The sequence below is a fragment of the Bacillus sp. FSL K6-3312 genome, assembly GCF_038007485.1.
In the GTDB taxonomy this organism is placed as follows: Bacteria; Bacillota; Bacilli; order Bacillales; family Bacillaceae; genus Bacillus; species Bacillus pumilus.
Map to the genome: position 1 here is coordinate 988,083 of NZ_JBBOXI010000001.1, position 21,983 is coordinate 1,010,065.

At 40.4% G+C, this 21,983-nt stretch carries 20 protein-coding genes; 11 read left to right on the forward strand and 9 right to left on the reverse strand.

All coding sequences use genetic code 11. From position 1 onward, the window contains the following. The first annotated feature begins 21 nt into the window (after positions 1–21). From glpD to MHI11_RS04805, 5 genes are all read left to right on the forward strand, one after another. Positions 22–1,683 carry a glycerol-3-phosphate dehydrogenase gene (gene glpD / locus MHI11_RS04785; protein WP_106067161.1) on the forward strand — a complete coding sequence of 554 codons (1,662 nt, stop codon included), beginning with the start codon at positions 22–24 and terminating at the stop codon, positions 1,681–1,683. A gap of 143 nt (positions 1,684–1,826) precedes the next feature. After that, a complete protein-coding gene (locus MHI11_RS04790) occupies positions 1,827–3,572 on the forward strand; it encodes a phospho-sugar mutase (protein WP_340960539.1) in 1,746 nt (581 codons plus the stop codon). A 151-nt stretch (positions 3,573–3,723) separates the two neighbouring features. Further along, on the forward strand, positions 3,724–4,869 hold the full coding sequence (locus MHI11_RS04795; protein ID WP_340960540.1) for a GAF domain-containing sensor histidine kinase: 1,146 nt from the start codon (positions 3,724–3,726) through the stop codon (positions 4,867–4,869). Beyond that, positions 4,866–5,516: a response regulator gene (locus tag MHI11_RS04800; RefSeq protein WP_003212112.1), complete on the forward strand. Its 651-nt coding sequence runs from the start codon at positions 4,866–4,868 to the stop codon at positions 5,514–5,516. Before MHI11_RS04795 ends, MHI11_RS04800 begins: the two co-directional genes overlap by 4 nt. A 251-nt stretch (positions 5,517–5,767) precedes the next feature. Then, positions 5,768–6,652: a GNAT family N-acetyltransferase gene (locus tag MHI11_RS04805; RefSeq protein WP_065098950.1), complete on the forward strand. Its 885-nt coding sequence runs from the start codon at positions 5,768–5,770 to the stop codon at positions 6,650–6,652. A 35-nt stretch (positions 6,653–6,687) separates the two neighbouring features. Here MHI11_RS04805 and MHI11_RS04810 read toward each other — a convergent pair whose 3' ends face one another. Next, complete coding sequence (locus tag MHI11_RS04810) at positions 6,688–6,936, reverse strand: YhdB family protein (protein WP_003211315.1); 249 nt, start codon at positions 6,934–6,936, stop codon at positions 6,688–6,690. A 128-nt stretch (positions 6,937–7,064) separates the two neighbouring features. On the opposite strand from MHI11_RS04810, the gene MHI11_RS04815 reads away from it, so the two are divergent. Beyond that, a complete protein-coding gene (locus MHI11_RS04815) occupies positions 7,065–7,448 on the forward strand; it encodes a YqzG/YhdC family protein (protein WP_003211293.1) in 384 nt (127 codons plus the stop codon). 237 nt (positions 7,449–7,685) lie between these two features. Here the strand turns inward: MHI11_RS04815 and MHI11_RS04820 are convergent, their stop codons facing one another. Beyond that, a complete protein-coding gene (locus tag MHI11_RS04820) occupies positions 7,686–9,161 on the reverse strand; it encodes a catalase (protein WP_003211348.1) in 1,476 nt (491 codons plus the stop codon). A 160-nt stretch (positions 9,162–9,321) separates the two neighbouring features. Then, positions 9,322–9,753, reverse strand: a complete 432-nt coding sequence (locus MHI11_RS04825) for an Rrf2 family transcriptional regulator (protein ID WP_050945422.1) — start codon at positions 9,751–9,753, stop codon at positions 9,322–9,324. 183 nt (positions 9,754–9,936) lie between these two features. On the opposite strand from MHI11_RS04825, the gene MHI11_RS04830 reads away from it, so the two are divergent. Together MHI11_RS04830 and MHI11_RS04835 are read left to right on the forward strand one after the other, a co-directional pair. Then, the gene (locus MHI11_RS04830) at positions 9,937–11,136 is read left to right on the forward strand and encodes a globin domain-containing protein (RefSeq protein ID WP_340960542.1); all 1,200 of its coding nucleotides are present in this window, start codon (positions 9,937–9,939) and stop codon (positions 11,134–11,136) included. Between the two features lie 67 nt (positions 11,137–11,203). Next, on the forward strand, positions 11,204–12,628 hold the full coding sequence (locus MHI11_RS04835) for a SpoVR family protein (RefSeq protein WP_404841017.1): 1,425 nt from the start codon (positions 11,204–11,206) through the stop codon (positions 12,626–12,628). A 49-nt stretch (positions 12,629–12,677) separates the two neighbouring features. On the opposite strand, the gene MHI11_RS04840 is transcribed toward MHI11_RS04835, so the two are convergent. Then, positions 12,678–14,042, reverse strand: coding sequence for an alkaline phosphatase (locus MHI11_RS04840; protein ID WP_340960544.1), 1,365 nt, complete (start codon positions 14,040–14,042; stop codon positions 12,678–12,680). A 354-nt stretch (positions 14,043–14,396) separates the two neighbouring features. Between MHI11_RS04840 and MHI11_RS04845 the strand changes: the two genes are divergently transcribed. Further along, complete coding sequence (locus MHI11_RS04845) at positions 14,397–15,230, forward strand: LysM peptidoglycan-binding domain-containing protein (protein ID WP_340960545.1); 834 nt, start codon at positions 14,397–14,399, stop codon at positions 15,228–15,230. Between the two features lie 332 nt (positions 15,231–15,562). Here MHI11_RS04845 and MHI11_RS04850 read toward each other — a convergent pair whose 3' ends face one another. From MHI11_RS04850 to MHI11_RS04860, 3 genes are read right to left on the reverse strand one after another with little or no spacing between them, the layout of a single operon-like run. After that, a complete protein-coding gene (locus MHI11_RS04850; protein WP_340960546.1) occupies positions 15,563–15,853 on the reverse strand; it encodes an anti-sigma factor in 291 nt (96 codons plus the stop codon). Further along, on the reverse strand, positions 15,841–16,899 hold the full coding sequence (locus MHI11_RS04855) for an anti-sigma factor (protein ID WP_106064906.1): 1,059 nt from the start codon (positions 16,897–16,899) through the stop codon (positions 15,841–15,843). The genes MHI11_RS04850 and MHI11_RS04855 overlap by 13 nt, the downstream gene beginning before the upstream one ends. Then, positions 16,892–17,383 carry a sigma-70 family RNA polymerase sigma factor gene (locus MHI11_RS04860; protein ID WP_106064907.1) on the reverse strand — a complete coding sequence of 164 codons (492 nt, stop codon included), beginning with the start codon at positions 17,381–17,383 and terminating at the stop codon, positions 16,892–16,894. Before MHI11_RS04860 ends, MHI11_RS04855 begins: the two co-directional genes overlap by 8 nt. A gap of 372 nt (positions 17,384–17,755) precedes the next feature. On the opposite strand from MHI11_RS04860, the gene MHI11_RS04865 reads away from it, so the two are divergent. After that, positions 17,756–18,358: a lysophospholipid acyltransferase family protein gene (locus tag MHI11_RS04865; protein WP_003212102.1), complete on the forward strand. Its 603-nt coding sequence runs from the start codon at positions 17,756–17,758 to the stop codon at positions 18,356–18,358. A 39-nt stretch (positions 18,359–18,397) separates the two neighbouring features. Here MHI11_RS04865 and MHI11_RS04870 read toward each other — a convergent pair whose 3' ends face one another. Both MHI11_RS04870 and MHI11_RS04875 read right to left on the reverse strand, forming a co-directional pair. Next, positions 18,398–19,729, reverse strand: coding sequence for a hemolysin family protein (locus tag MHI11_RS04870; protein ID WP_034620023.1), 1,332 nt, complete (start codon positions 19,727–19,729; stop codon positions 18,398–18,400). 58 nt (positions 19,730–19,787) lie between these two features. Then, entirely contained in the window at positions 19,788–20,228 is a 441-nt protein-coding gene (locus MHI11_RS04875) for a MerR family transcriptional regulator (RefSeq protein ID WP_034620022.1), read from the reverse strand. Positions 20,229–20,562: 334 nt separating this feature from the next. Here MHI11_RS04875 and MHI11_RS04880 point away from each other — a divergent pair, with 334 nt between their 5' ends. Further along, the gene (locus MHI11_RS04880; protein ID WP_044140657.1) at positions 20,563–21,945 is read left to right on the forward strand and encodes a hemolysin family protein; all 1,383 of its coding nucleotides are present in this window, start codon (positions 20,563–20,565) and stop codon (positions 21,943–21,945) included. Positions 21,946–21,983: the final 38 nt, after the last annotated feature.

Here is a 21,983-nt window from a genome sequence, read left to right on the forward strand (position 1 = left end):
ACAACATGGGAGGAACAAGAGATGACTTTTTCTAGCTTAGAAAGAGAACAAATGCTGCAGGAAATGACAAAAAAACCATATGATGTGTTTATCATTGGTGGGGGTATTACAGGCGCGGGTACAGCACTTGATGCGGCTTCACGCGGAATGCGCGTCGGTCTTGCAGAAATGCAGGATTTCGCAGCAGGTACATCTAGCCGCTCAACGAAACTAGTGCACGGTGGACTTCGTTATTTAAAACAATTTGAAGTAAAAATGGTCGCAGAGGTCGGTAAAGAGCGTGCCATTGTATACGAAAACGGTCCTCATGTAACAACACCAGAATGGATGCTTCTTCCGATGCATAAAGGCGGGACATTCGGTAAGTTTTCAACATCCATTGGGCTTAGAGTGTATGACTTTTTAGCTGGCGTCAAGCATAACGAACGCAGAAGCATGCTGAGCGTGAAGGAAACACTTGCAAAAGAACCGCTTGTGAAAAAGGACGGCTTAAAAGGCGGCGGCTACTATGTTGAATACCGTACGGACGATGCACGCCTCACAATCGAAGTCATGAAAGAGGCTGTGAAATTCGGAGCAGAAGCGGTCAACTATGCGAAAGTAAAAGAATTTATTTATGATAAAGGCAAAGTTGTCGGTGTTGTCATTGAAGATGTCATGACGCAGAAAACATACGATGTATATGCGAAGAAAATCGTCAATGCGACAGGTCCATGGGTCGATCAACTAAGAGACAAGGATCACTCAAAAGAAGGGAAGCACTTACAGCATACAAAAGGTATTCACTTAGTATTCGACCAATCAGTCTTCCCATTAAAACAAGCGATCTACTTTGACACACCTGATAAACGGATGGTCTTTGCGATTCCAAGAGAAGGAAAAACGTACGTTGGAACAACAGATACAGTGTACAAAAAGCAGCTGGAACATCCGCGTATGACAAAAGCAGATCGTGATTATGTCATCAAAGCGATTCAATACATGTTCCCTGATCTCAATATTACAGAAAAAGATGTTGAATCTAACTGGGCTGGTCTTCGTCCACTCATTCATGAAGAGGGCAAAGACCCTTCAGAAATTTCTCGTAAGGATGAAGTATGGACATCATCTTCAGGCTTAATCACCATTGCTGGCGGTAAATTAACAGGCTACCGCAAAATGGCTGAGCACATTGTGAATCTTGTACGTGAAGGACTGAAAGAAGAAACTGGCAAAGATTTCGGACCATGTAAAACAAAGCATATGCCAATCTCAGGCGGCCATGTAGGCGGAGCTAAAAATATGGCAGCCTTTGTTCAAGCGAAAACAGCAGAAGGAGCATCTGTTGGTTTAACAGAACCGATTGCACAAAAACTAGCTGAAAAATATGGTTCAAACGTCAGCAGTGTCTACAAGAGAGTAGAGCAGCTTCAAGGCGAAGCAGACAAACGAAACATTCCAGCATATGTGCTAGCAGTGCTTGTCTATGCGATTGAAGAAGAACTAGCCGCTACACCTGTCGATTTCTTCTTAAGAAGAACAGGAAGCCTACTATTTAATATCAACTGGGCAAAAAAATATGCACAGCCTGTCGCTGATTATATGGCAGAGCGTTTTGGCTGGGATGAAGCAGCAAAACAGAAACATCAAACAGAATTAGATCAACTGTTCCATGAAGCAGTCGTACCGCTTGATGCTGAATAAAAGAAAAGCCGATCATGCATCGGCTTTTTTATTTGTTCAGCATTTTCTTCATCTCTCAATGATATAGCATGACATAAAGGTTGATTCCATATAAAATAGCAGTAGAGGTTATTTTATTGATGATAAGAGCTGGGAGGACGACCATGAATTGGAAGACGAATTATGAGCGATGGATCAATGAGAAGCACCTGGATACTGAGCTAAGGGAATGGCTGGAGGCACATCAAGATAATCAACAAGCACTTGAAGACTGTTTCTACAAAAACCTTGAGTTCGGCACTGGAGGAATGCGCGGGGAGATTGGTGCTGGCACGAACCGAATGAATGTGTACACGGTTCGTAAAGCATCTGCAGGTCTTGCTGCGTATATTGCGAAACATGGAGAGGATGCAAAAAGAAGAGGCGTCGCCATTGCATATGATTCACGCCATAAATCGCCTGAATTTGCGATGGAAGCAGCCAAAACACTTGCCTCGCAGGGCATCCAAACATACGTGTTTGACGAACTGCGTCCAACACCGGAGCTTTCCTTTGCTGTTCGAGAGCTGAATGCATTTGCTGGGATTGTCGTAACAGCAAGTCATAATCCACCAGAATATAATGGCTATAAAGTATATGGAGAAGACGGCGGACAGCTGCCGCCACTTCAAGCAGATCAAGTCATTCAAGAAGTAGATGCAATAGAAAATGAACTGTCGATTTCAGTTGATTCAAAAGAAACGTTAAAACAACAAGGGCTGATCAACATGATCGGAGCAGAAATCGATCATGCTTATATTGAAAAATTAAAAACCATCAGTGTGCACCCTGAGCTGGCAGATGAGGTCGATGTCAAAGTCGTTTTCACACCACTTCATGGTACGGCCAACCAGCCTGTCCGAAAAGGGCTTCAAGCTTTAGGCTATCAGCACGTAACCGTTGTGCCTGAACAGGAAAGACCAGATCCGCAATTTTCAACAGTGACATCGCCAAACCCAGAGGAGCATGCAGCATTTGAGTATGCCATCAAGCTTGGCGAAAAGCAGAATGCCGATATCCTCATTGCAACAGACCCAGATGCGGATAGGTTAGGTATTGCGGTCAGAGATCATGATGGAGAGTTTACCGTCTTAACAGGCAACCAAACAGGAGCCCTATTGCTCCATTATTTATTGTCTGAAAAACAAAAGCTTGGTCAGCTGCCGCCTCGTCCCGTTGTGATGAAAACGATTGTCACAAGTGAGCTCGGGCGTGCTGTTGCTTCAGCATTTGGTGCCCATACGATTGACACGCTTACTGGTTTTAAATTTATCGGTGAAAAAATCAAGCAATTCGAAGACAGCGGAGAATACACGTTTCAATTCGGGTACGAAGAAAGCTATGGCTATTTGATCGGTGACTTTGCCCGAGATAAAGATGCGGTGCAAGCGGCGCTGTTAGCTGTCGAAGTCGCTGCTTTCTATAAAAAACAAGGCAAGTCCTTGTATGATGCGCTTGTTGATATTTTCAAGGAGTTTGGATTTTACCGGGAAGGGTTAAAGTCGTTAACCTTAAAAGGAAAAGAAGGAGCAGAGCAAATTTCAGCGATCCTTCATACCTTTAGAACAAATCCGCCAGCTGCTATCGCGGGTCAGCGCATCACTGTCATCGAGGATTACCAATCAAGTCAAAGATATCTGATTGCCGAAAAGAAAGAAGAAACCATTCAACTTCCAGCATCAAACGTGCTGAAATATTTCCTTGAGGATGGTTCGTGGTTCTGCTTAAGACCTTCCGGAACTGAGCCTAAAGTGAAATTTTATATTGCTGTCAAAGGTACATCGTTAACAGATAGCGAAGAAAAGCTGAAGCATTTGTCAGAAGAAGTGATGAAAGTCGTTTATGAAATTGTGGAAGAAACAGCTAAATAAACAAACAAAGCCATTGTGTGAATACATGATGGCTTTTTCTCCATCAAAAGGATGAGAAAAAATCATCCTTTTAGCGAAAGAACCGGCAGAATGCTCATGATATAATGAGCGTAATGAAAAGAGAAGGCAGCAAATGCCGGGGGTAAACAGTATGGGAGAATATCAAGAGAAGGTTGAAACATTAAAAACGTTAAAAGAAATTGCTGAAAAGCTAAATGAAGGCACGGAAATGAAAGATACGCTTCATGAAGTGCTCCATATGCTGATGGATGTCACAGGCTTTCATTCCGCATGGATTTATTTTATAGAAAAAGACGGCTCGTACGAACTGATGGCAGAGGTCTCCTTACCCGAAGCGCTGGCAAAGCATCAAAAGCAGCTCATGTGCCAAAACGATTGCTATTGCATCAATCGATACACAAAAGGTTCACTCCAATCAGCCACAAACATTATGAATTGTAAACGCATCGAAACGGCGATGAAAAAGCAGCTTGGGGATACTGAAGGAATTACGCATCATGCGACGGTTCCCCTCAAAGCATGTAAGCGTACGTTCGGGTTATTGAATGTGGCGGCAAAAGGAAAAGTCACATTTACGCAAGAAGAATTGAACTTGCTTGAAAGCATTGCGCTTCAAATTGGTACCGCTATTCAACGGATGAAGCTTGTGCAAAACGAACATCAGCATGCTCTTTTGGAAGAAAGAAACCGGCTTGCACAGGACTTACATGATTCCGTTAACCAAATGCTATTTTCAGTCAGCCTGACTGCTAAAGCCGCCCGTCAAATGACAAACGATCAGAATCTAGGGGAAATGATTGATTTTATTCAGCATTTGTCACAAGATGCACTGGTTGAAATGCGGTCACTCATTTGGCAGCTAAGGCCAAGAGGACTTGAAAAAGGATTCACAACAGGGATTCAAGAGTATGCAAAGCTTTTAGGATTACGCTGTACATTATCGTTATCAGGCTGTATGGAGATGGATCATTCCCAGCATGAAACGTTGTTTCGGGTATGCCAAGAAGCGCTGAATAATTGTCAAAAACATGCGGAAGTAGAGGAAGTCAAGGTCCAGCTTGAACAATCAACAGACACGTTTGAGATGAAAATCATCGACCACGGAAAAGGGTTTCAGTATGACGAGCAAATGAGCCTCCCTTCACTTGGTCTGAAAGGGATGTCTGACCGTATCAAAAGAGCTGGTGGAACATTTTGTATAGAGTCTGAGCTCGGTAAAGGAACTACTATTCAAGTGAAGGTGCCATTTTCTCAAGAAAGGAAGGGGTCGTCATGAGAGTTGTCATTGCAGATGATCATCATATTGTGAGAAAAGGGCTTGTGTTTTTCCTGCAGACACAGCCTGACGTCGAAATCGTTGGTGAGGCTTCTAATGGAGAAGAAGCATTAGAAATTGTCAGACAAACGCGGCCTGACATCGTTCTCATGGATTTATCGATGCCTGTAATGAATGGCATTGAGGCAACGAAACAAATGACGCTGGAAATGCCTGATACCCGCATTGTGATCCTGACAAGCTATGCGGATAAAGATTATGTTATTCCCGCCATTCAAGCAGGGGCAAAAGCCTATCAGCTCAAGGATGTAGCGCCAGAAAAACTTCTTACGACAATGATTGACGTACAAAAGGGCACCTATCAATTAGATGGTCATATCACCAATTTTCTTGTGCAGCATTTGACTGAGCCAAAAGAGCAAAAATGGGAGTTAATGAAAGAGCTGACCAATAGAGAGCGAGATGTCTTATTCGAAATTGCAAAGGGGAAAAGCAATAAAGAAATTGCCTCATCCTTGTTTATTTCTGAAAAAACTGTCAAAACGCACGTATCTCATGTATTATCAAAACTAGAGCTGGCAGATCGTACCCAAGCGGCTCTGTATGCAGTGGATTATCAAAAAAGTCAGCCTAAAGAGCTGCTATAACAGAAGGGAATTTAGTCGTTATGCTAAAACTTTTAAGCGCACATTCAGTTCAATGAATTGAATAAAAAGAGCACGGTTGTTGGTTTATTTGACGTGCCCTTTTGCGTGAAAAGAGAAGCATGTTCAGTCTAATTTCTATGAGTAAAACGAAAAAAGACTTAATGAGTATATGCTCATCAAGTCTTTTTTTATTTTGAAGGGGGTGATAAACCGGCTGACTAAAGGTGAAATGATAAAAGGAGGAAATGAGCATGGAGACATATGAATTAGTGAGTGATTATCGCCATAATGAAAAATTGAAAGAAAGTTTTAATCAGTTAGCGATCAAGACATTTGATTTGGATTTTAGTGACTGGTACAAAAGAGGGTATTGGGATGAAAAATATATTCCTTATTCCTTTGTCCATCACGGGAAAGTGATCTCAAACGCTTCCGTCTATCTCATGTCGCTGATCATTGATGGCCAAACGTATCGAGCTGTTCAAATTGGCACGGTGATGACGGATCAAGCCTACCGCCACAAGGGATTAGCGACAAAGTTATTGCAGCATATTATGGATTCGTACGAACATGATTGTGATTTGATCTTTCTTTTTGCCAATGAAACTGTACTGGATTTTTATCCAAGGTTCGGCTTTACTCGTTATGACGAAAGTGAATTTAGTTTAAATATCGGCAAAAGCGCTATTCAAATGAAAAAGAACGTGCGTTTCAAGCAGCTGACGTTGGAACATGACCTGCCATTACTTGAACAGTTCGCAGAGAAACGCCAAACAGGCTCAATGAAATTAGATGCTAAGGATCATGGCAGCTTATTGATGTTTTATTTTACATTCGTTTGGCGGGATGCCATTTTCTATATTGAAGCGTTGGATACGATTGTTCTGATGAATGAAGAAAATGAAACCATACATGTATTTGATATCATTTCTCTCGAGCGACAAAATATAGAGGAAGTTGTTGCATATATTGTGAGTGAAACGACGGAAAAAGTGCTGTTCTATTTTACACCTGATACGTCAATTGACGGCTTACACGCGGTGAAGGCACCAAATGACGAGGATGCGCTGTTTGTTTATACAAAACAAGATTGGGTAAAAGACCACTTTATGCTTCCAATCACTGCGCACTGCTAAATGTATGTAAAAAGGCTGATCATCAGCCTTTTTCTTTATGTGTACACCGGTTGTGAATAAACTTCAGAAGCAGCAGCCTCTGAAGCATGGTCAATGTACTGCAGGAGCCCATATAAACATTTTTCAACATCAGCATCGTTCCGGTTAAATTGATACGCGTGTAAGAAATGCTCAATACGTTTCGAGAGCAAGTCATCTTGCGTACGTACCATAAGAATAAGTAAATTATCCCATTGCGAGCGATGCGTATAATAAAGTGCTTTATCATAATCCGCCACATTCATCAAACCTTCTCCTTTCCCTTGAGAAGTCCTCATTAGTTTGCTCGGAACATATCGACATTTTCAGGGGAAAAGTTGGTGTCCGCATCAATCGTGTACCGGGAATTATAGGCTGAATAAATGCTTCATGTATGAAAATGGATCGATCAGCAAAACATAAACAAAATATACATGAAAGTGAGAGCAATGATATCATGCAGCCGAAATGGTGGGTGCCTTTTGCAGCAGGAATGGTTTTGTTTGGCAGTTTCATGATCCATCCTCCAACAAATGCAGCGATGCAGCCTGTTGAAAATTGGGAAAGACTTGCGTACACAGCGTTGCAAGAGGAATATGAAGGCGCCGCTTTAAACGATTATCAATATATCGGGCGTACACAAGTAAATGAAGATCAGACAAAAGATGTCTTTCGCGTCACCGTGAAGGAAGGCTCAACGCTTTTTGCTGCGCATGCAGAAATCTATTTTCACCCGGTGACCGGTCATTTGATTAGTATTAACGTATTCCGTCTATAAAAAAGCAGCTCTTTATTAGAGGTGCCCAGCGTGTAGACAAACCCTCGCATTCGTTGTCAGGTCTGCGCGCTGGTGCTCACGAATGTTCAATTCGCTCCGCAAAAGTAGCTGCCCTTCCTAGACTTCAAAGGTTTTCTATCGCGCTGAAAAGAAGACAAAGTGCTAAAATAAACATCATTTTAGCACTTTGTCAACAATCTAAGCACCTCTTTATTAGAGGTGCTATTTCCGGATCAATTATTTCATGCTTCCTTGAAGGTATGAGCGGATATCCACGCCAAGTGAATCGGCTAATCGTTGTCCGTAGTCTTCATCTGCACGATAGAAGTTGCAGATCGCAAGTAATTTTGTTTTGTCATTTACGTCTTTCAGGTCAGCGGTTAGATTTTTGATCAATGCTTGTTTCTCTTCTTCAGAATAGCTTCGATATTTTTCCCCTGCTTGTTTGAAGTCGTTTGGTTTTTCAATTTTTTGTCTCACCATACGATCACCGTGAAGAACTTGTTCACTTTCCTTGTAGTGAGGATTTTCTTTTGGCTGATCATCGTAACGGTTTGGTTCATAGTTAATATGACCGCTTGGACGAGTCGTTGTCATAAAGCCATCCTGCTGATTATTGTGTACAGGTGCATAAGGACAGTTCACCGGAATGCGCATATAGTTGGCACCAAGACGATGACGCTGCGTATCTGGATAAGAGAACAGACGACCTTGAAGCAATTTATCTTCAGATGCTTCAATTCCTGGAACAAGTGCACTTGGTGTGAAAGCAACTTGCTCTGTTTCAGCAAAGAAGTTCTCAGGATTGCGGTTCAGAGTCATGCGTCCTACTTTTTGAAGCGGGTAATCTTCTTCGCTCCATGTCTTTGTTGGATCACATGGATCATAATCAAGATCATCATAATCGCTCAGCGGCATCAGCTGGACATATAAGTCCCATGCTGGGTAGTTGCCATTTTCAATACGGTCATATAAGTCTCTTGTCGCATGCTGGAAATCATTCGCTTGGATTTCTGCTGCTTCTTCCATAGATAAATTGCGAATACCTTCTGAAGGTCTCCAGTGATATTTCACATATTTTGTTTCTCCATATTTGTTGACCCATCTAAATGTATGCACACCAGAACCGCGCATTTCAGCGTAGTTCGCAGGGATTCCTTCATCAGAGAAGAGCCATGTGAGCATATGAGTGGATTCAGGTGTTAAGGTCATAAAATCCCAATAACGGTCAGGATCTTGGATATTGGTTACAGGATCTGGCTTGAGAGAGTGAACCATATCAGGGAATTTCAATGCATCACGTATAAAGAAGATCGGCAAGTTGTTACCAACTAGATCATAGTTGCCTTCTTCTGTGTAAAATTTGACAGCAAAGCCACGCGGATCACGCAATGTTTCAGGTGAACCTTTAGGATGAATAACGGTTGAGAAGCGAACAAAAACATCTGTCTGTTTTCCTTCTTCACTTAAGAAAGCTGCTTTTGTATGTTTCTCCATACTATTTTCAACTTCAAACACACCATAAGCGCCGGCGCCTCTCGCATGAACGACACGCTCTGGAATACGTTCACGATCGAAGTGTGCAAGTTTTTCAATCAAATGGTAATCATCAAGAAATGTAGGTCCGCGGTGACCAGCTGTTCTTGAGTTTTGGTTATCGCCAACAGGTACGCCTTGGTTCGTTGTCAAATTTTTATGATTTGAATTTGTCATTCTTTTTCTCCTCCTGTAAACAAAAAAATGGTTTCTAGCAATCTATATACCCTAATTATATTGAATCAAACATGATAGTCAATATCTATTTATAATAATTTTAAATTAATTATTATTACAAGAAGGTAAAGAAAAAGACGAAAGAATAGAATTCTTTCGCCTAAAGGAGGAGCTCTCTAAGAGCATCTTTGTTTTGTGTTAAATCTTTTAATGTGTATTGGTCAAGAACGCGCAAGTAAGCAGTAAGTGCTTCATGAAGTACATGCTTTAATGAACAAATCGGGGAGATGATACAGCTGTTTTTCCTTGGATCAAAGCATTCAACCATGACTAAATCATCCTCTGTATAACGGACAACCTCTCCAATGTTAATGCTTTCTGGGCTTTTCCCAAGCCTAATCCCGCCATTTCTTCCACGGATCGTTTCAACATAGCCGCGTTTTCCAAGATGATAAATCACCTTTGTCAGATGATTTTTAGAAATGCCATAAACATCGGCGATCTGCTGAATATTTGACAGTTCATTGTTCTCTCTTGATGCTAAATAAATGAGTACTCTTAATGAGAAATCTGTATAATTCGTTAGTTTCATTTTGACGACCTCTAAACCCTATAGAGTTTTGTATCATCGTAACACATTTTAGACAAAAACTGTTCGAGAAAGTGTTAAATGTGTCAACATTCAAAACATGTATTATAAATATTGCTTTTATAAGCTGTCATCCGTTACGATAAAGATGTATTTAAAATACATCTTTAGGAAGAAGGAATGACGATGTTATCTAAAGATCAAATGAATGCTATTAAACAATCAGCCCCTCTATTAAAAGCCGAGGGAACCAAACTTGTGACTGTTTTTTATCAAAATATGATTCGTCAGCATCCAGAGCTACTCAATCAATTTAATCAAACAAACCTCATGAACGGAAGTCAGCCAGAGGCGCTTGCTGCGACACTATATCAAGCTGCACTACACATCGATCGATTAGAAGAATTACTTCCTGCGGTCAAACAGATTGCCCATAAACATGTCAGTGTGATGGTCAAAAAAGAGCAATATCCAATCGTCGGATATCACCTGATTGAAGCGATGAAAGAAGTGTTTGGTTTAACGGAAAAAGATGACACGCTTTTAGCTTGGAAGGCCGCATATGACATCATTGCAAATATTTTTATCACGATTGAAGCAGAAATGATGGAGGTGAATGTAAAGCAACCAGGTGGATGGGCAGATGTGAAGCCGTTTGTGATAAAGAAAAAGGTACAGGAATCTCCAGCGCTGATCTCCTTTTACTTAGTACCAGAAGATGAATCAGAGCTGCCAATGTTTGAAGCAGGTCAATATATGACGGTTCAGGCAGATATGCCAGGTGAGGCTTATATGTGTAGCAGACAATACAGCTTATCAGATCAGCATCATCCATCTTATTACCGCATCACAGTGAAGCGCGATGGTCATGTGTCTACATTTTTGCATGATGAAATGGAAGAAGGAGACGTTCTTCAAGTGAGTATGCCGCAGGGAATGTTCTGCTTGCAAGAAGCCACAAAAGAGCCTGTTTATTTCATTAGTGCTGGTTCTGGAGTCACGCCAATGATCGGTTTATTGAAAACAGCAGCGCAAAACAGCCATCCATTTACAATGATTCATGCAGATCGATTAGAGGATGTCACCGCTTTTGAAAATGAATTTGAAAGCGTTCTAGCATCAGCTCCGCATGGCCGCATCATCTTATGTAATGAACAATTTGCGAAGTCTGGTAAGGGTGAGCTTGTTGAAAAGGCAGCTTCCCGCATTGACCGTCCATTCCTTCAATCAGTGGTTGGAGAAGGGAAAGGCCAATTTTATCTATGCGGATTCCCGGTGTTTACACAGGAGATGATTTATATACTAAAAGAGCTGGGAATTCCAGAACAGAATATACATTTCGAGTCATTCGGCGGGCAATCCACGAAAGAAATGGAAGTCGTCTAAACGAATGGCGGAACATCATGTTTTTTTAGATGCGCTCATATAGTAGGGATAAGTCCGATGAGGAGGGATGGTTTCCTTGAGCGTATCAGAAAAACGTCTTTTACAAAGAGCCATTGATGAAATTACAGAAATTGCAGAAGGATTTGGTCTAGATTTTTATCCGATGAGGTATGAAATCTGTCCCGCGGAAATTATTTATACGTTCGGTGCATACGGAATGCCAACACGATTCAGCCACTGGAGCTTTGGTAAACAATTTCATAAAATGAAGCTTCATTATGATTTAGGATTAAGCAAAATTTATGAGCTAGTCATCAATTCAAATCCTTGCTACGCCTTTCTACTTGATAACAACACGCTTGTTCAAAATAAATTAATTGTGGCTCATGTACTGGCACACTGTGATTTCTTCAAAAATAATTGCCGTTTCCAAAACACAAAACGAGACATGGTAGAAAGCATGTCAGCAGCGGCAGAGCGGATCAAGGAATATGAGCATCTTCATGGAACAAAAGAAGTTGAATCCTTTTTAGACGCCGTATTGGCTCTTCAGGAGCATATTGATCCGTCTCTTGTTCGTTCAAAACTAAGCTGGAATATCGGCGATGAAGAAGAATATGAAGATGACCAACCAAAGCGTCAGACGCCGTATGATGATTTGTGGGGAATGGATGAGCCGAAAACACGTGAGAAAAAGAAAATCGCCAAGCCATTTCCGCCAAAGCCGGAAAAAGATATTTTACTTTTTATTGAGGCGCACTCCAGGGAGTTAGAGCCGTGGCAGCGCGACGTCCTCACGATGCTGAGGGAGGAAATGCTCTATTTTTGGCCTCAGCTAGAAACAAAGATTATGAATGAAGGCTGGGCATCGTATTGGCATCAGCGGATAATGCGAGAGCTTGATTTAGATTCAAGTGAATCGATCGAGTTTGCCAAATTAAATGCTGGCGTGGTGCAGCCGTCAAAAACAGGCATCAATCCTTACTATTTAGGTTTGAAGATTTTTGAAGATATCGAAGAGCGCTATGACAACCCATGTGAAGAATTAAAAAAAGCAGGGGTGACAGAAGGATCGGGCCGCAGCAAAATGTTTGAAGTAAGGGAGATTGAATCAGATATTTCCTTCATTCGAAATTACTTAACAAAAGACCTTGTGATGAGAGAAGATTTGTACTTGTTTCAAAAACAAGGGAGAGATTATAAAGTCATCGATAAAGAATGGAAGGCTGTTCGTGATCAGCTAGTCAGCATGAGGGTCAATGGCGGCTTTCCTTATTTGACCGTGATGGATGGCGACTATTTAAAAAACAATGAACTCTATATTAAACATTGGTATGAGGGCATTGAACTAGATCTGAAATACTTAGAAAAAGTACTCCCATATTTGCATCAGCTATGGGGAAGAAGTGTGCATATCGAATCCATTCTTGAAGGAAAAGAAGTCATGTTTTCGTATGATGGAAAAGGAGTTCATAGGAAATATCTCGCTTAAAAAAGACCAAAAAAAAGATGTCTCTTAGCAGACATCTTTTTTGCCAGTTTTATAGGTTTTTCAGCAGTTTGAAAATGTGTTTTGCTTGATCGGTGTTTTCCATCAGACCTTTTAGCTTTTGGCTTGTTGGGCCATACGCAAAGAATGGCACTTCATCGCCCGTATGACCTGATGTGGTCCAGCCTGTATGTGATCTCACGTTGATCACTTCTTCAATCGCATCATCAATTTTAACAGCATCCTTTGTTTCAGCGGCCTTTTGAATGGAGGCCATTTCTTCTTTTGTGAAATCAAGATCGATATATTGTTTCAGCGCTGATTCAACAGGCATGCCACTGACGATTTTGTTTGCGATAAAATCAGGGGTCTTTTTCGCTGCTTTTACCGGTTTGTAATCCCAGCTGCCTGAGCCGTCTGCCCCAAAGGAAAGTCCGCCAGTTGAATGATCGGCAGTGGTGATGACTAACGTATTTTTATCCTTTTTTGCAAAACGAATCGCTTCTTCAAATGCTTTTTCAAAATCCTTCATTTCACTCATGGCACTGACAATATCATGATCATGTCCTGCCCAGTCAATTTGACTGCCTTCTACCATAAGGAAAAATCCATTTTTGTTTTTAGACAGCTGTTTAATGGCTGAGGATGTCATGTCTTGCAGGGAAGGGGTCTTTTTATCACGATCAATCGCTTTATCAAGACCGCCATCAGCAAAAATGCCTAACAACTTTTGGTTTTTGTTTTTTTGTAAGGCATCTTTATTGGTGACATAATCATATCCGGCTTGTTTAAATTCCTTCGTTAAATCACGATCCTTTCGGACAAAATCGACGAGACCTCCGCCAAGCATGACATCGACTGTATGCTGTTTACCGATTTTTTCATCGAAGAAATCATCAGCGATGGCTGCTGTGTTTTTTCTCGATACATCGTGAGCCGCATACGCAGCAGGGGTGGCATTTGTTAATTCAGAGGTCACGACAAGTCCCGTAGATTTTCCCTTCCGTTTTGCTTCTTCTAGAACTGTTTTTAATTTTTTTCCGTTTTTATTGACACCGATCGCATTGTTGTAAGTCTTTTTACCAGTTGCCATAGCTGTACCAGCTGCGGCAGAATCAGTGATATTGCTTTTTGAGTCGTTAGGGTATGTTTTGTGCATGCCAGTGAGGTAAGGGTCAAACGCTGTTTGCTTTGAAAGGTCTCCGTTGTGCTTAAATGAACGGTAAGTTGAAAGATACGGTGTTCCCATGCCATCCCCGATCAGCACGATCACATTTTGCACGTCATTTTTTGGCTTCTTTTTAGCCTCTGCTTTGTCAGCTTGTCCAAATTCAATTCCTGAAAAAATGCCAATCGATAGCACAGATGCTGCCGCCACTGCAGCGATTTTCATTTTCGAGCTTTTCAACACACTCATTCATTTTGCCTCCTCAATGTTTATGTATCGCTCTTACGTTTACAATGGTAGAGCAGAATTGTGGATTCCCATTTACAGGATCGTAAAGTTCCCTTTAAAATTGTAAAGGCCCACTTTACATAGAATGAGCCAAAAAGAGAAATGAATGTATCATTTATCCATGACAAGATGCGTTTATTTTGTCATGATTGTGTAATGAAAATGAAATATAAAGAACCCTAAAAAAAAATAAATTTTGCCGAATTAATAAGCATAATGTCGTAGGAAGTCAAGACTATTTCTTCTGGTATTTGATCCTTATAATAGTAAGTAGATAAAAATTCGGATCTCGATAGATACATACAGGAGGAACAAATGAAAAAAAAATTGATCACAGCTGCAAGTGCAGTTTTACTTGGGACGACATTATTTGCCGGAGCTGCCTCAGCACAATCAGTAAAAGTTCAAAAAGGTGACTCTCTTTCTGTTCTAGCGAAAAAATACAAAACAAGCGTGAGCAAGATTAAATCAGACAATAAGCTGAAATCTAACACGATATATGTTGGACAAACGTTAAAAGTAAATGGTACTGCCGCCAAAAAAATAACGAAAACATCAAAAACAACAACAAAAGTAAAAGCGGCGTCAGCCACAGCCACTCATAAAGTTGTGAAAGGTGATACATTATCTAAAATTGGCAAAAAGTACGGCATGACTGTAAAAGAGCTGAAATCATTAAATAAACTCAAAACAAACCTGATCAAAATTGGGCAAAAGCTAAAGGTCAAAAAGACGTCTAAAAAAGTGAAGACAACACCTGTTAAAGAAAAAACAGTTTCTGCTTCTTCTTTAAACACGTCTAAGCTTGTTGCGGATGCTAAAGCGCACAATGGCACACCATATAGATGGGGTGGAACGACACCAAAGGGCTTTGATTGCAGCGGGTTTATGTGGTATATCATTAACAAACAAAAAAAGATTTCAAGACAAACAACTGAAGGTTTTTGGGGATCAATGAAAAGCGTATCAACTCCAAAGGTTGGCGATTTTGTGTTCTTTACAACATATAAATCGGGTCCATCTCACATGGGTGTCTACATTGGGAACAACAAGTTTATTCATGCTGCTTCCGATGGTGTGACGATCAGTGATATGAATTCAAGCTACTGGAAGCCGATTTACCTTGGAGCGAAAACATTTGTAAACTAATTTATTTTAAGAGACTGCTGATGAAGCAGTCTCAGATTGTTGACAAAGTGCTAAAATGATCTTTATTTTAGCACTTTGTCTTCTTTTCAGCGTGATAGAAAACCTTTGCAGTCCTAGGAAGGACGAGTACTGGCGCGGAGCGAATTTGACATTCGTGAGCACCAGCACGCAGGACTGACAACGAATGCGAGGGTTTGTCTACACGCTGAGACTGCTGATGAAGCAGTCTTTTTTATTTGCGCTGTAGACTTAAGAAAATAAATCGATATTTAAAAAAGCCCGTGCTACTTGGCATTAGTCAAGTAACACGGGCTTTTCATGTTGAGAACGGCTTAAAAACCTAATTGAAGATCGATATCGATTGATACGATGGCATAGACACAAAGAATGACAAAGATATTCAGTACGACACCGAGAAACCCAGGGCCCGTACGGCCTTTTTTAATGAACAGTTCAATAATGCCAAATGGAACTGCGGCCATTGCAAAAGGGAGCATCTGAAAAGAATAAAATGTCACATTACTGATAATGGCGAGGTTCAGCATGAGCAGGGATAATATCGCAGTACCGACAGAAATCCAGCCAAATACATTATGTTCTTTAAAAATTCTTACCAATTCCATAATTCCACCTCGCTCACTTTTGCCGTTTTAATGCGTTTTGTCTTCACAAATTTCTCGATTTCTTTCGAAGGACCTGTGATCACAGAGCCATAGATCGTGACACCATTTTGGTTGATGTAGCGTATTCGGTTTGACAGATCCAGTTCAGGTCTGCCAGAGATTGTTTTTGCCCAGGTTGGGTGCTGATTGACATAAGTAAGGGCATCTTTAAATTGATCTACCTCTGTTTTTGATGTGTGCTGCAGCTCTTTTAAGAATTCAGAGTCTCTTCCAGGAAAGCCAATTGGCCGCTGATTCTCGCTTAATGAATCCTCTGTTTTAATCGCATTCCAGAGCACTTTCATATCATATTTTTTAGCAAAGGAATAAACGTCCTTTGGTGTATACGCTTTGTCATAGGAGACATACACTTCACTGACTGTTCCTTCGGGAAGCTTGTCTAAAGTAGTGAGTGTTTGTTTTTTTGATGTATCTGCCTGAGTAGAAGGATGGGTAAAGAAATCCTCCGTATCTCGTGCGCTGTCACCATAATATGAGATGGTAGGCTGCTTTAATTTATCGAAAAACATCTCGATTTGTTCACTGCCAATGGCTTCTGTTTTATTGCCAATTTGTTTTTGCAGCTTCAATTCGGTGTTCATTCCAAAAAGCTTGACTTGGCCTTTTAAATCCTTCATATCAATCGCCACGTTTGGTTTCGTCAAAGCGACTGTTACAGCGGCTGTTTCCATGAAGTGATTCCCTTTACTCTCTGCTCCGCCAACGCCGTAGTATAGATAACTTCCTAATGTACAAAGCGGTAAAATAATAAGTGTAGAGATGACAGCAAGTACAGAAATACGTAAATAAGACTTTCTTTTTCCGTATTGCAAGATGGCTTTTTGCTTTTCAGGACTGATGGAAAAATCGGTCCAATCCGAGTCGTTCAGTTCCTGACTTAAGCGTTTTTCGTTTTCTTCAAGCTCTTCTTCAAACGCTATCATTTCTTCCTCGTTCATCTCACCATTATTATATTGTTCCCATCGCTTGTTAAACTCTTCATTCATCATTAACACCTCTGTTGTAAAGTGCTTTTAGGCGCTGCCTTGCACGAAATAAAACACTTTTAAAATTTGCTTCAGTAATATTCATGACCTTGGATGCTTCCTTGTAATTCAGTTCTTTTAAATAATACAATGTCAACGCTTCCCTGTAGTTATCTGGAAGCTGTTCTAAATACATGTTGAGGACTTCTTTTATTTCAACCTGTTCAGCAGGGCTTTGTACAGACGTTTGTAAAAGGCCGCCAATAAGATCATCCGATATGGTCACTTCTTTTTTATGTTTCCTGACATAATCAATAAAAGCATTTCGTGCCACCTGAAATAACCAAGGTTTCACTTTGCTATGGTCGTAGGAATGAATATGTATATAAGCACGCATAAAGGTTTCCTGCAATAAGTCTTCTGCCAAATGTTTGTCTTTTGTCATGGAGAGCAGAAACCTGTAAACATCGTTCATATACATTTGATAAATTTCATCGATCGTCACTGATTTTTCTCCCCTCTATGTTATACACGCATAAGAAAGGCATAAAGTTGCACGAAACTTCTCAATACCGTACAATACTCATTTCTTTCGCCGAATCAAAATCATTTCTCCTTATCATAGCGAAATTTGCACCATTTATAAAGCATTTTCAATTGAACAAATCAGGAAAAAACCTTAAAAAACGACAAAATTGGACACAATTCCTCTTCTATTCTCTCCTAAAACCATAGACCTGAATACAGAAAGAACGATGATTTAAAAAGAAAAATGATGTGATGGTTTGGCTGCTTCATGAAAATTTTAGTACCAGGTAATAAAAAATTTGTTATAATAGAAACAAATCCTTCATTCTTTAAACAAAGGAAGTGCACTATGTATAAATTTTCAGGCTATACCATTAAAGTAGTATTTACTCTCCGAGGCGGAATCAAAGTATATCAAAAAGAGAATCTGCCAACGGATCGGGGATTTGTCATTGCATGTACACATGAGGGTTTTGTGGATGTTCTTGCATTAGGCGCAGGAATTCTTCCGTTTGAGATCCACTATATGGCGAAAAAAGAATTGTTTGCAAACAAATGGATCGGTGGATTTTTAAAAAAGATTCATGCCTTTCCAGTTGATCGAGAGAATCCTGGGCCAAGCAGTATTAAAACGCCCATTAAATTATTAAAAGAGGGAAAGATCGTCGGGATCTTTCCAAGTGGAACACGTACAACAGAGGATGTACCTTTAAAAAGAGGTGCGGTTACTATTGCACAGCTCGGTAAAGCGCCAATCGTTCCAGCAGCGTACAAAGGACCGTCCAATGCGAAAAGTCTTTTCAAAAAGGGGAAAATGCGCTTAATTATTGGTGAACCGATTGAGCAGTCAGAATTTGAGCATCTGCCGCCAAAAGAACGATTAGGTGCCATGACGGAAGTATTAAACACGAGAATTAAAGAACTTGAAGCTCAATTAATGGAAAAGGCATAAGAAAAACGACCGCTTGCTTTGGCAAGGGTCGTTTTTTTCTTAAGAAGCGCCTTCTTCAGCGGCTTCTGCTAATTGTTCATTTAACTTTTTGACTTCGATATATACCACATGGTGTCCATCGACCTCATTAATGATAAATTCATAGCCTTGTTCACGAATGGTGTCATTTTTCTCAACTTCATATTTCTGAGTAAGGAACCAGCCGCCGATCGTATCGACTTCTTCGTTATCAAGCTGCGTACCTAAGAGCAGGTTGACTTGGTCCACTAGAACCTTTCCATCAAAGATGTAATGGTCTTCTCCAAGTTTACGCACTTCGTTGATTTCATCCATATCGAATTCATCACGAATTTCACCGACGATTTCTTCAAGGATGTCTTCTACAGTCACAAGACCAGCTGTACCGCCGTATTCATCTGATAAAATCGCCATGTGTACACGTTCACGCTGCATTTTGAGCAATAAATCATGTACAGGAACGGTTTCAATCACATGAATAATTGGATTGACAAACTTTTCGATCGTATCACTTGTAGAACACTCACCGCTAATGCAAGCAGTAAGAACCTCTTTAATGTTCAGAACACCAATCATATTATCTTTATCGCCATCTTCAATTGGATAACGTGTATATTTCTCTACCTTGGTCACTTTCAGCATTTCCTCAATGGTAATATCATGAGGGAAGCTGACAACTTCGGTACGAGGAATCATAATTTCTTTCGCCAGACGGTCATCAAATTCAAAAATTTTATTTACATATTTGAATTCAGACTGGTTAATTTCGCCGCTTTTATAGCTCTCTGATAAAATAATCCGCAATTCTTCTTCAGAGTGCGCCATGTCATGCTCAGAAACTTGCTGAAGACCGAACGCTTTTGTTAACAAACGAGCAGATCCATTTAATACCCAGATAAACGGGAACATCACTTTGTAAAAAATCATGAGCGGTCTAGCAAAAAGAAGAGATACTTGCTCCGCCTTTTGAATGGCGAGTGTTTTTGGTGCAAGTTCTCCAACCACAACGTGTAAAAACGTCATAATACTAAACGCAATAATAAAAGTGACAATAGAACTAGCTGATTGAGGAATGGACAGCTCTACAAATAGTGGAGCAAGCATGTGCGCAATTGTTTCTTCCCCTAACCAACCAATACCAAGGGCGGTAATGGTAATACCGAGCTGACAGGCCGACAGATACTCATCAAGGTGAGTCGTGACATGCTTGACAGCAACTGCTGTTTTATTACCTTCTGCGATTAACTGATCAATTCTTGAGCTTCTTAAGCGAATGATCGCAAACTCTGATGCAACGAAAAATGCGGTTAAAGCTATAAGCAAAGCAACTATAAGTAAATTAACTATGTCCAATTAAGGCCTTCGTTCTGACTTTGAGAACGAAGGTAACACCTCCTGTTTAGTAAAAATTTTAACTTAACAGCAGTAAAAATGATTGGACAGCCGTCATCTTCTCAGGTGTAAGCTGTTCTTTTAATTTTTCACGTTGTTCTGGTTGAAGCTGCTTACAACGTACCAAAATGCGGTCCATATGCTCGTTCATCCGATCGATATCAGAGGTTAAATGGACAAGTTCATCAGGATCTTCCTTTTGAGAAGGGAATTGTTCATCTAATCTGGATTTGATGTCAGAAAGAGCCAATCTCTGCTGTTTGCAAAGAACGATTAATTGTAATCGTTTTAAAGCATGTTCATCGTAATAACGATAATTTGAGCAAGATCTAACAGGCGCAAGCAACCCTAGATTTGTATAATAATCTACAGTACGTTTCGTCACCTGTGCAATCTGTGCTAGTTCACCAATACGATACTTTTTCTCAGCCCCATCTGAACATCTCCTCCTAACCGTCACGTTATAGTTTATGAAAATAGTTTAATATAATTCTAGCCTGAAATACAAGTTAATTGTTCATATTTCCTGCCGATATGAAGAGTAAAGAAGGGTTTCTTAGTCTAGATTGACCTGGCAAATTTAACATAGTGATACAGGAATTTTCAGATTATTTATGGTAAGATAAAATGAAGACCGTTTCATATATATGTAGAGAAGCGGATTTATACGTGAACCGGAGGTGGTTAAGTGGGGCCCTCAATATAGTCTTATTTAATCAGTTAACCGTTTTGCAAAACATAACATCATCAATCAGGAGGTGACTCCTTGTTCTTCTAAGAAAGAGCAAGGTTAAATGGACGATATTGTTAATCTGAGTATAGTCGGTGTTTTGATTGCTTTAACAGCTTTCTTTGTTGCATCTGAATTTGCCATAGTAAAGGCGAGAAGCTCAAGAATTGATCAGCTTGTTGCCGAAGGGTCTAAAAAGGCCATCGTGGCGAAAAAGGTGACATCAAGGCTGGATGAATATTTGTCAGCCTGTCAGCTAGGTATTACAGTGACATCCCTTGGTTTAGGGTGGATTGGTAAGCCAGCTGTAAAAGAACTTTTGGTTCGAGGTTTCGGTTTGACAAACATTCCTGATTCAGCAATCAGCCTGATCTCAGCAACACTTGCGTTCTCTATTATTACCTTTTTGCATGTAGTCGTCGGTGAGCTTGCACCAAAAACACTGGCGATTCAAAAGGCGGAAAAAATGACGCTCTGGCTGTCAGGCCCGCTGCATGCATTTTATATCCTGATGTTCCCTTTCATTTATGTGTTAAACGGGTCAGCCCGTGTTCTAACCAAAATGATGGGCATCGATATGGGGTCTGAAAAAGAACATTCCCATTCTGAAGAGGAATTAAAGATTTTATTATCTGAGAGCTTAAAAAATGGGGAAATCAACCCATCAGAATATAATTATATGAACAAAATTTTCGACTTTGATAATCGAATTGCCAGAGAGATCATGGTCCCGCGGAGAGAAATTTGTGCCATTCCAGAAGATATGCCGCTAGATGATATCCTCTCCATCATGACGCAGGAGAAGTATACACGCTTTCCCGTGTTTTCAGGCGATAAAGACCATGTTATCGGCATGCTGAACAAAAAGCAGCTCTTTGCAGATCTTGTGTATCAAGGAGAAAAAGATCAACTGAAGATTCAAGATTATATATATCCAGTGATTGAGGTCATTGATACGATTCCTATTCAGGAGCTTCTCGTCAAGATGCAGCGAGATCGAATGCATATGGCGATTTTAACCGACGAATATGGCGGAACGTCTGGACTTGTCACCACAGAAGATATTTTAGAAGAGATTGTTGGAGATATTCGAGATGAATTCGATGAAGATGAACAGCCGGTTATTCAAAAAAGAGCCGATCATCATTATGTTTTAGATGGCAAAGTCAGATTAGATGAAGTTCAAGATTTGATTGAAATGTCATATCATGATGAAGAAATTGATACAATAGGCGGGTTAATCTTAAATGAGAATATTGATATCCGAGAGGGACAATCCATTTATCTTGATGATATTCGGATGAAGGTCTTGGAGATGGATGGACGCTATGTGAAAAAGATCGACCTGAAGAAAGGCGTCACATCATCAGAAAAAGGAAATGCACGCACAGGGCTTGATATAAAAGAGCCGCTGTTAGTAAATGAAATGACCTTGAGCGAAAAATAAGCTCAAGGTTTTTTTAGGTATTTAGTCTCTTTTTACGA

Coding starts and splice junctions, on each gene's coding strand:
- glpD (WP_106067161.1), top strand. CDS start 22: ATGACTTTTTCTAGCTTAGAAAGAGAACAAATGCTGCAGGAAATGACA.
- MHI11_RS04790 (WP_340960539.1), top strand. CDS start 1,827: ATGAATTGGAAGACGAATTATGAGCGATGGATCAATGAGAAGCACCTG.
- MHI11_RS04795 (WP_340960540.1), top strand. CDS start 3,724: ATGGGAGAATATCAAGAGAAGGTTGAAACATTAAAAACGTTAAAAGAA.
- MHI11_RS04800 (WP_003212112.1), top strand. CDS start 4,866: ATGAGAGTTGTCATTGCAGATGATCATCATATTGTGAGAAAAGGGCTT.
- MHI11_RS04805 (WP_065098950.1), top strand. CDS start 5,768: ATGGAGACATATGAATTAGTGAGTGATTATCGCCATAATGAAAAATTG.
- MHI11_RS04810 (WP_003211315.1), bottom strand. CDS start 6,936: ATGAATGTGGCGGATTATGATAAAGCACTTTATTATACGCATCGCTCG.
- MHI11_RS04815 (WP_003211293.1), top strand. CDS start 7,065: ATGAAAATGGATCGATCAGCAAAACATAAACAAAATATACATGAAAGT.
- MHI11_RS04820 (WP_003211348.1), bottom strand. CDS start 9,161: ATGACAAATTCAAATCATAAAAATTTGACAACGAACCAAGGCGTACCT.
- MHI11_RS04825 (WP_050945422.1), bottom strand. CDS start 9,753: ATGAAACTAACGAATTATACAGATTTCTCATTAAGAGTACTCATTTAT.
- MHI11_RS04830 (WP_340960542.1), top strand. CDS start 9,937: ATGTTATCTAAAGATCAAATGAATGCTATTAAACAATCAGCCCCTCTA.
- MHI11_RS04835 (WP_404841017.1), top strand. CDS start 11,204: ATGGTTTCCTTGAGCGTATCAGAAAAACGTCTTTTACAAAGAGCCATT.
- MHI11_RS04840 (WP_340960544.1), bottom strand. CDS start 14,042: ATGAGTGTGTTGAAAAGCTCGAAAATGAAAATCGCTGCAGTGGCGGCA.
- MHI11_RS04845 (WP_340960545.1), top strand. CDS start 14,397: ATGAAAAAAAAATTGATCACAGCTGCAAGTGCAGTTTTACTTGGGACG.
- MHI11_RS04850 (WP_340960546.1), bottom strand. CDS start 15,853: ATGGAATTGGTAAGAATTTTTAAAGAACATAATGTATTTGGCTGGATT.
- MHI11_RS04855 (WP_106064906.1), bottom strand. CDS start 16,899: ATGAATGAAGAGTTTAACAAGCGATGGGAACAATATAATAATGGTGAG.
- MHI11_RS04865 (WP_003212102.1), top strand. CDS start 17,756: ATGTATAAATTTTCAGGCTATACCATTAAAGTAGTATTTACTCTCCGA.
- MHI11_RS04880 (WP_044140657.1), top strand. CDS start 20,563: ATGGACGATATTGTTAATCTGAGTATAGTCGGTGTTTTGATTGCTTTA.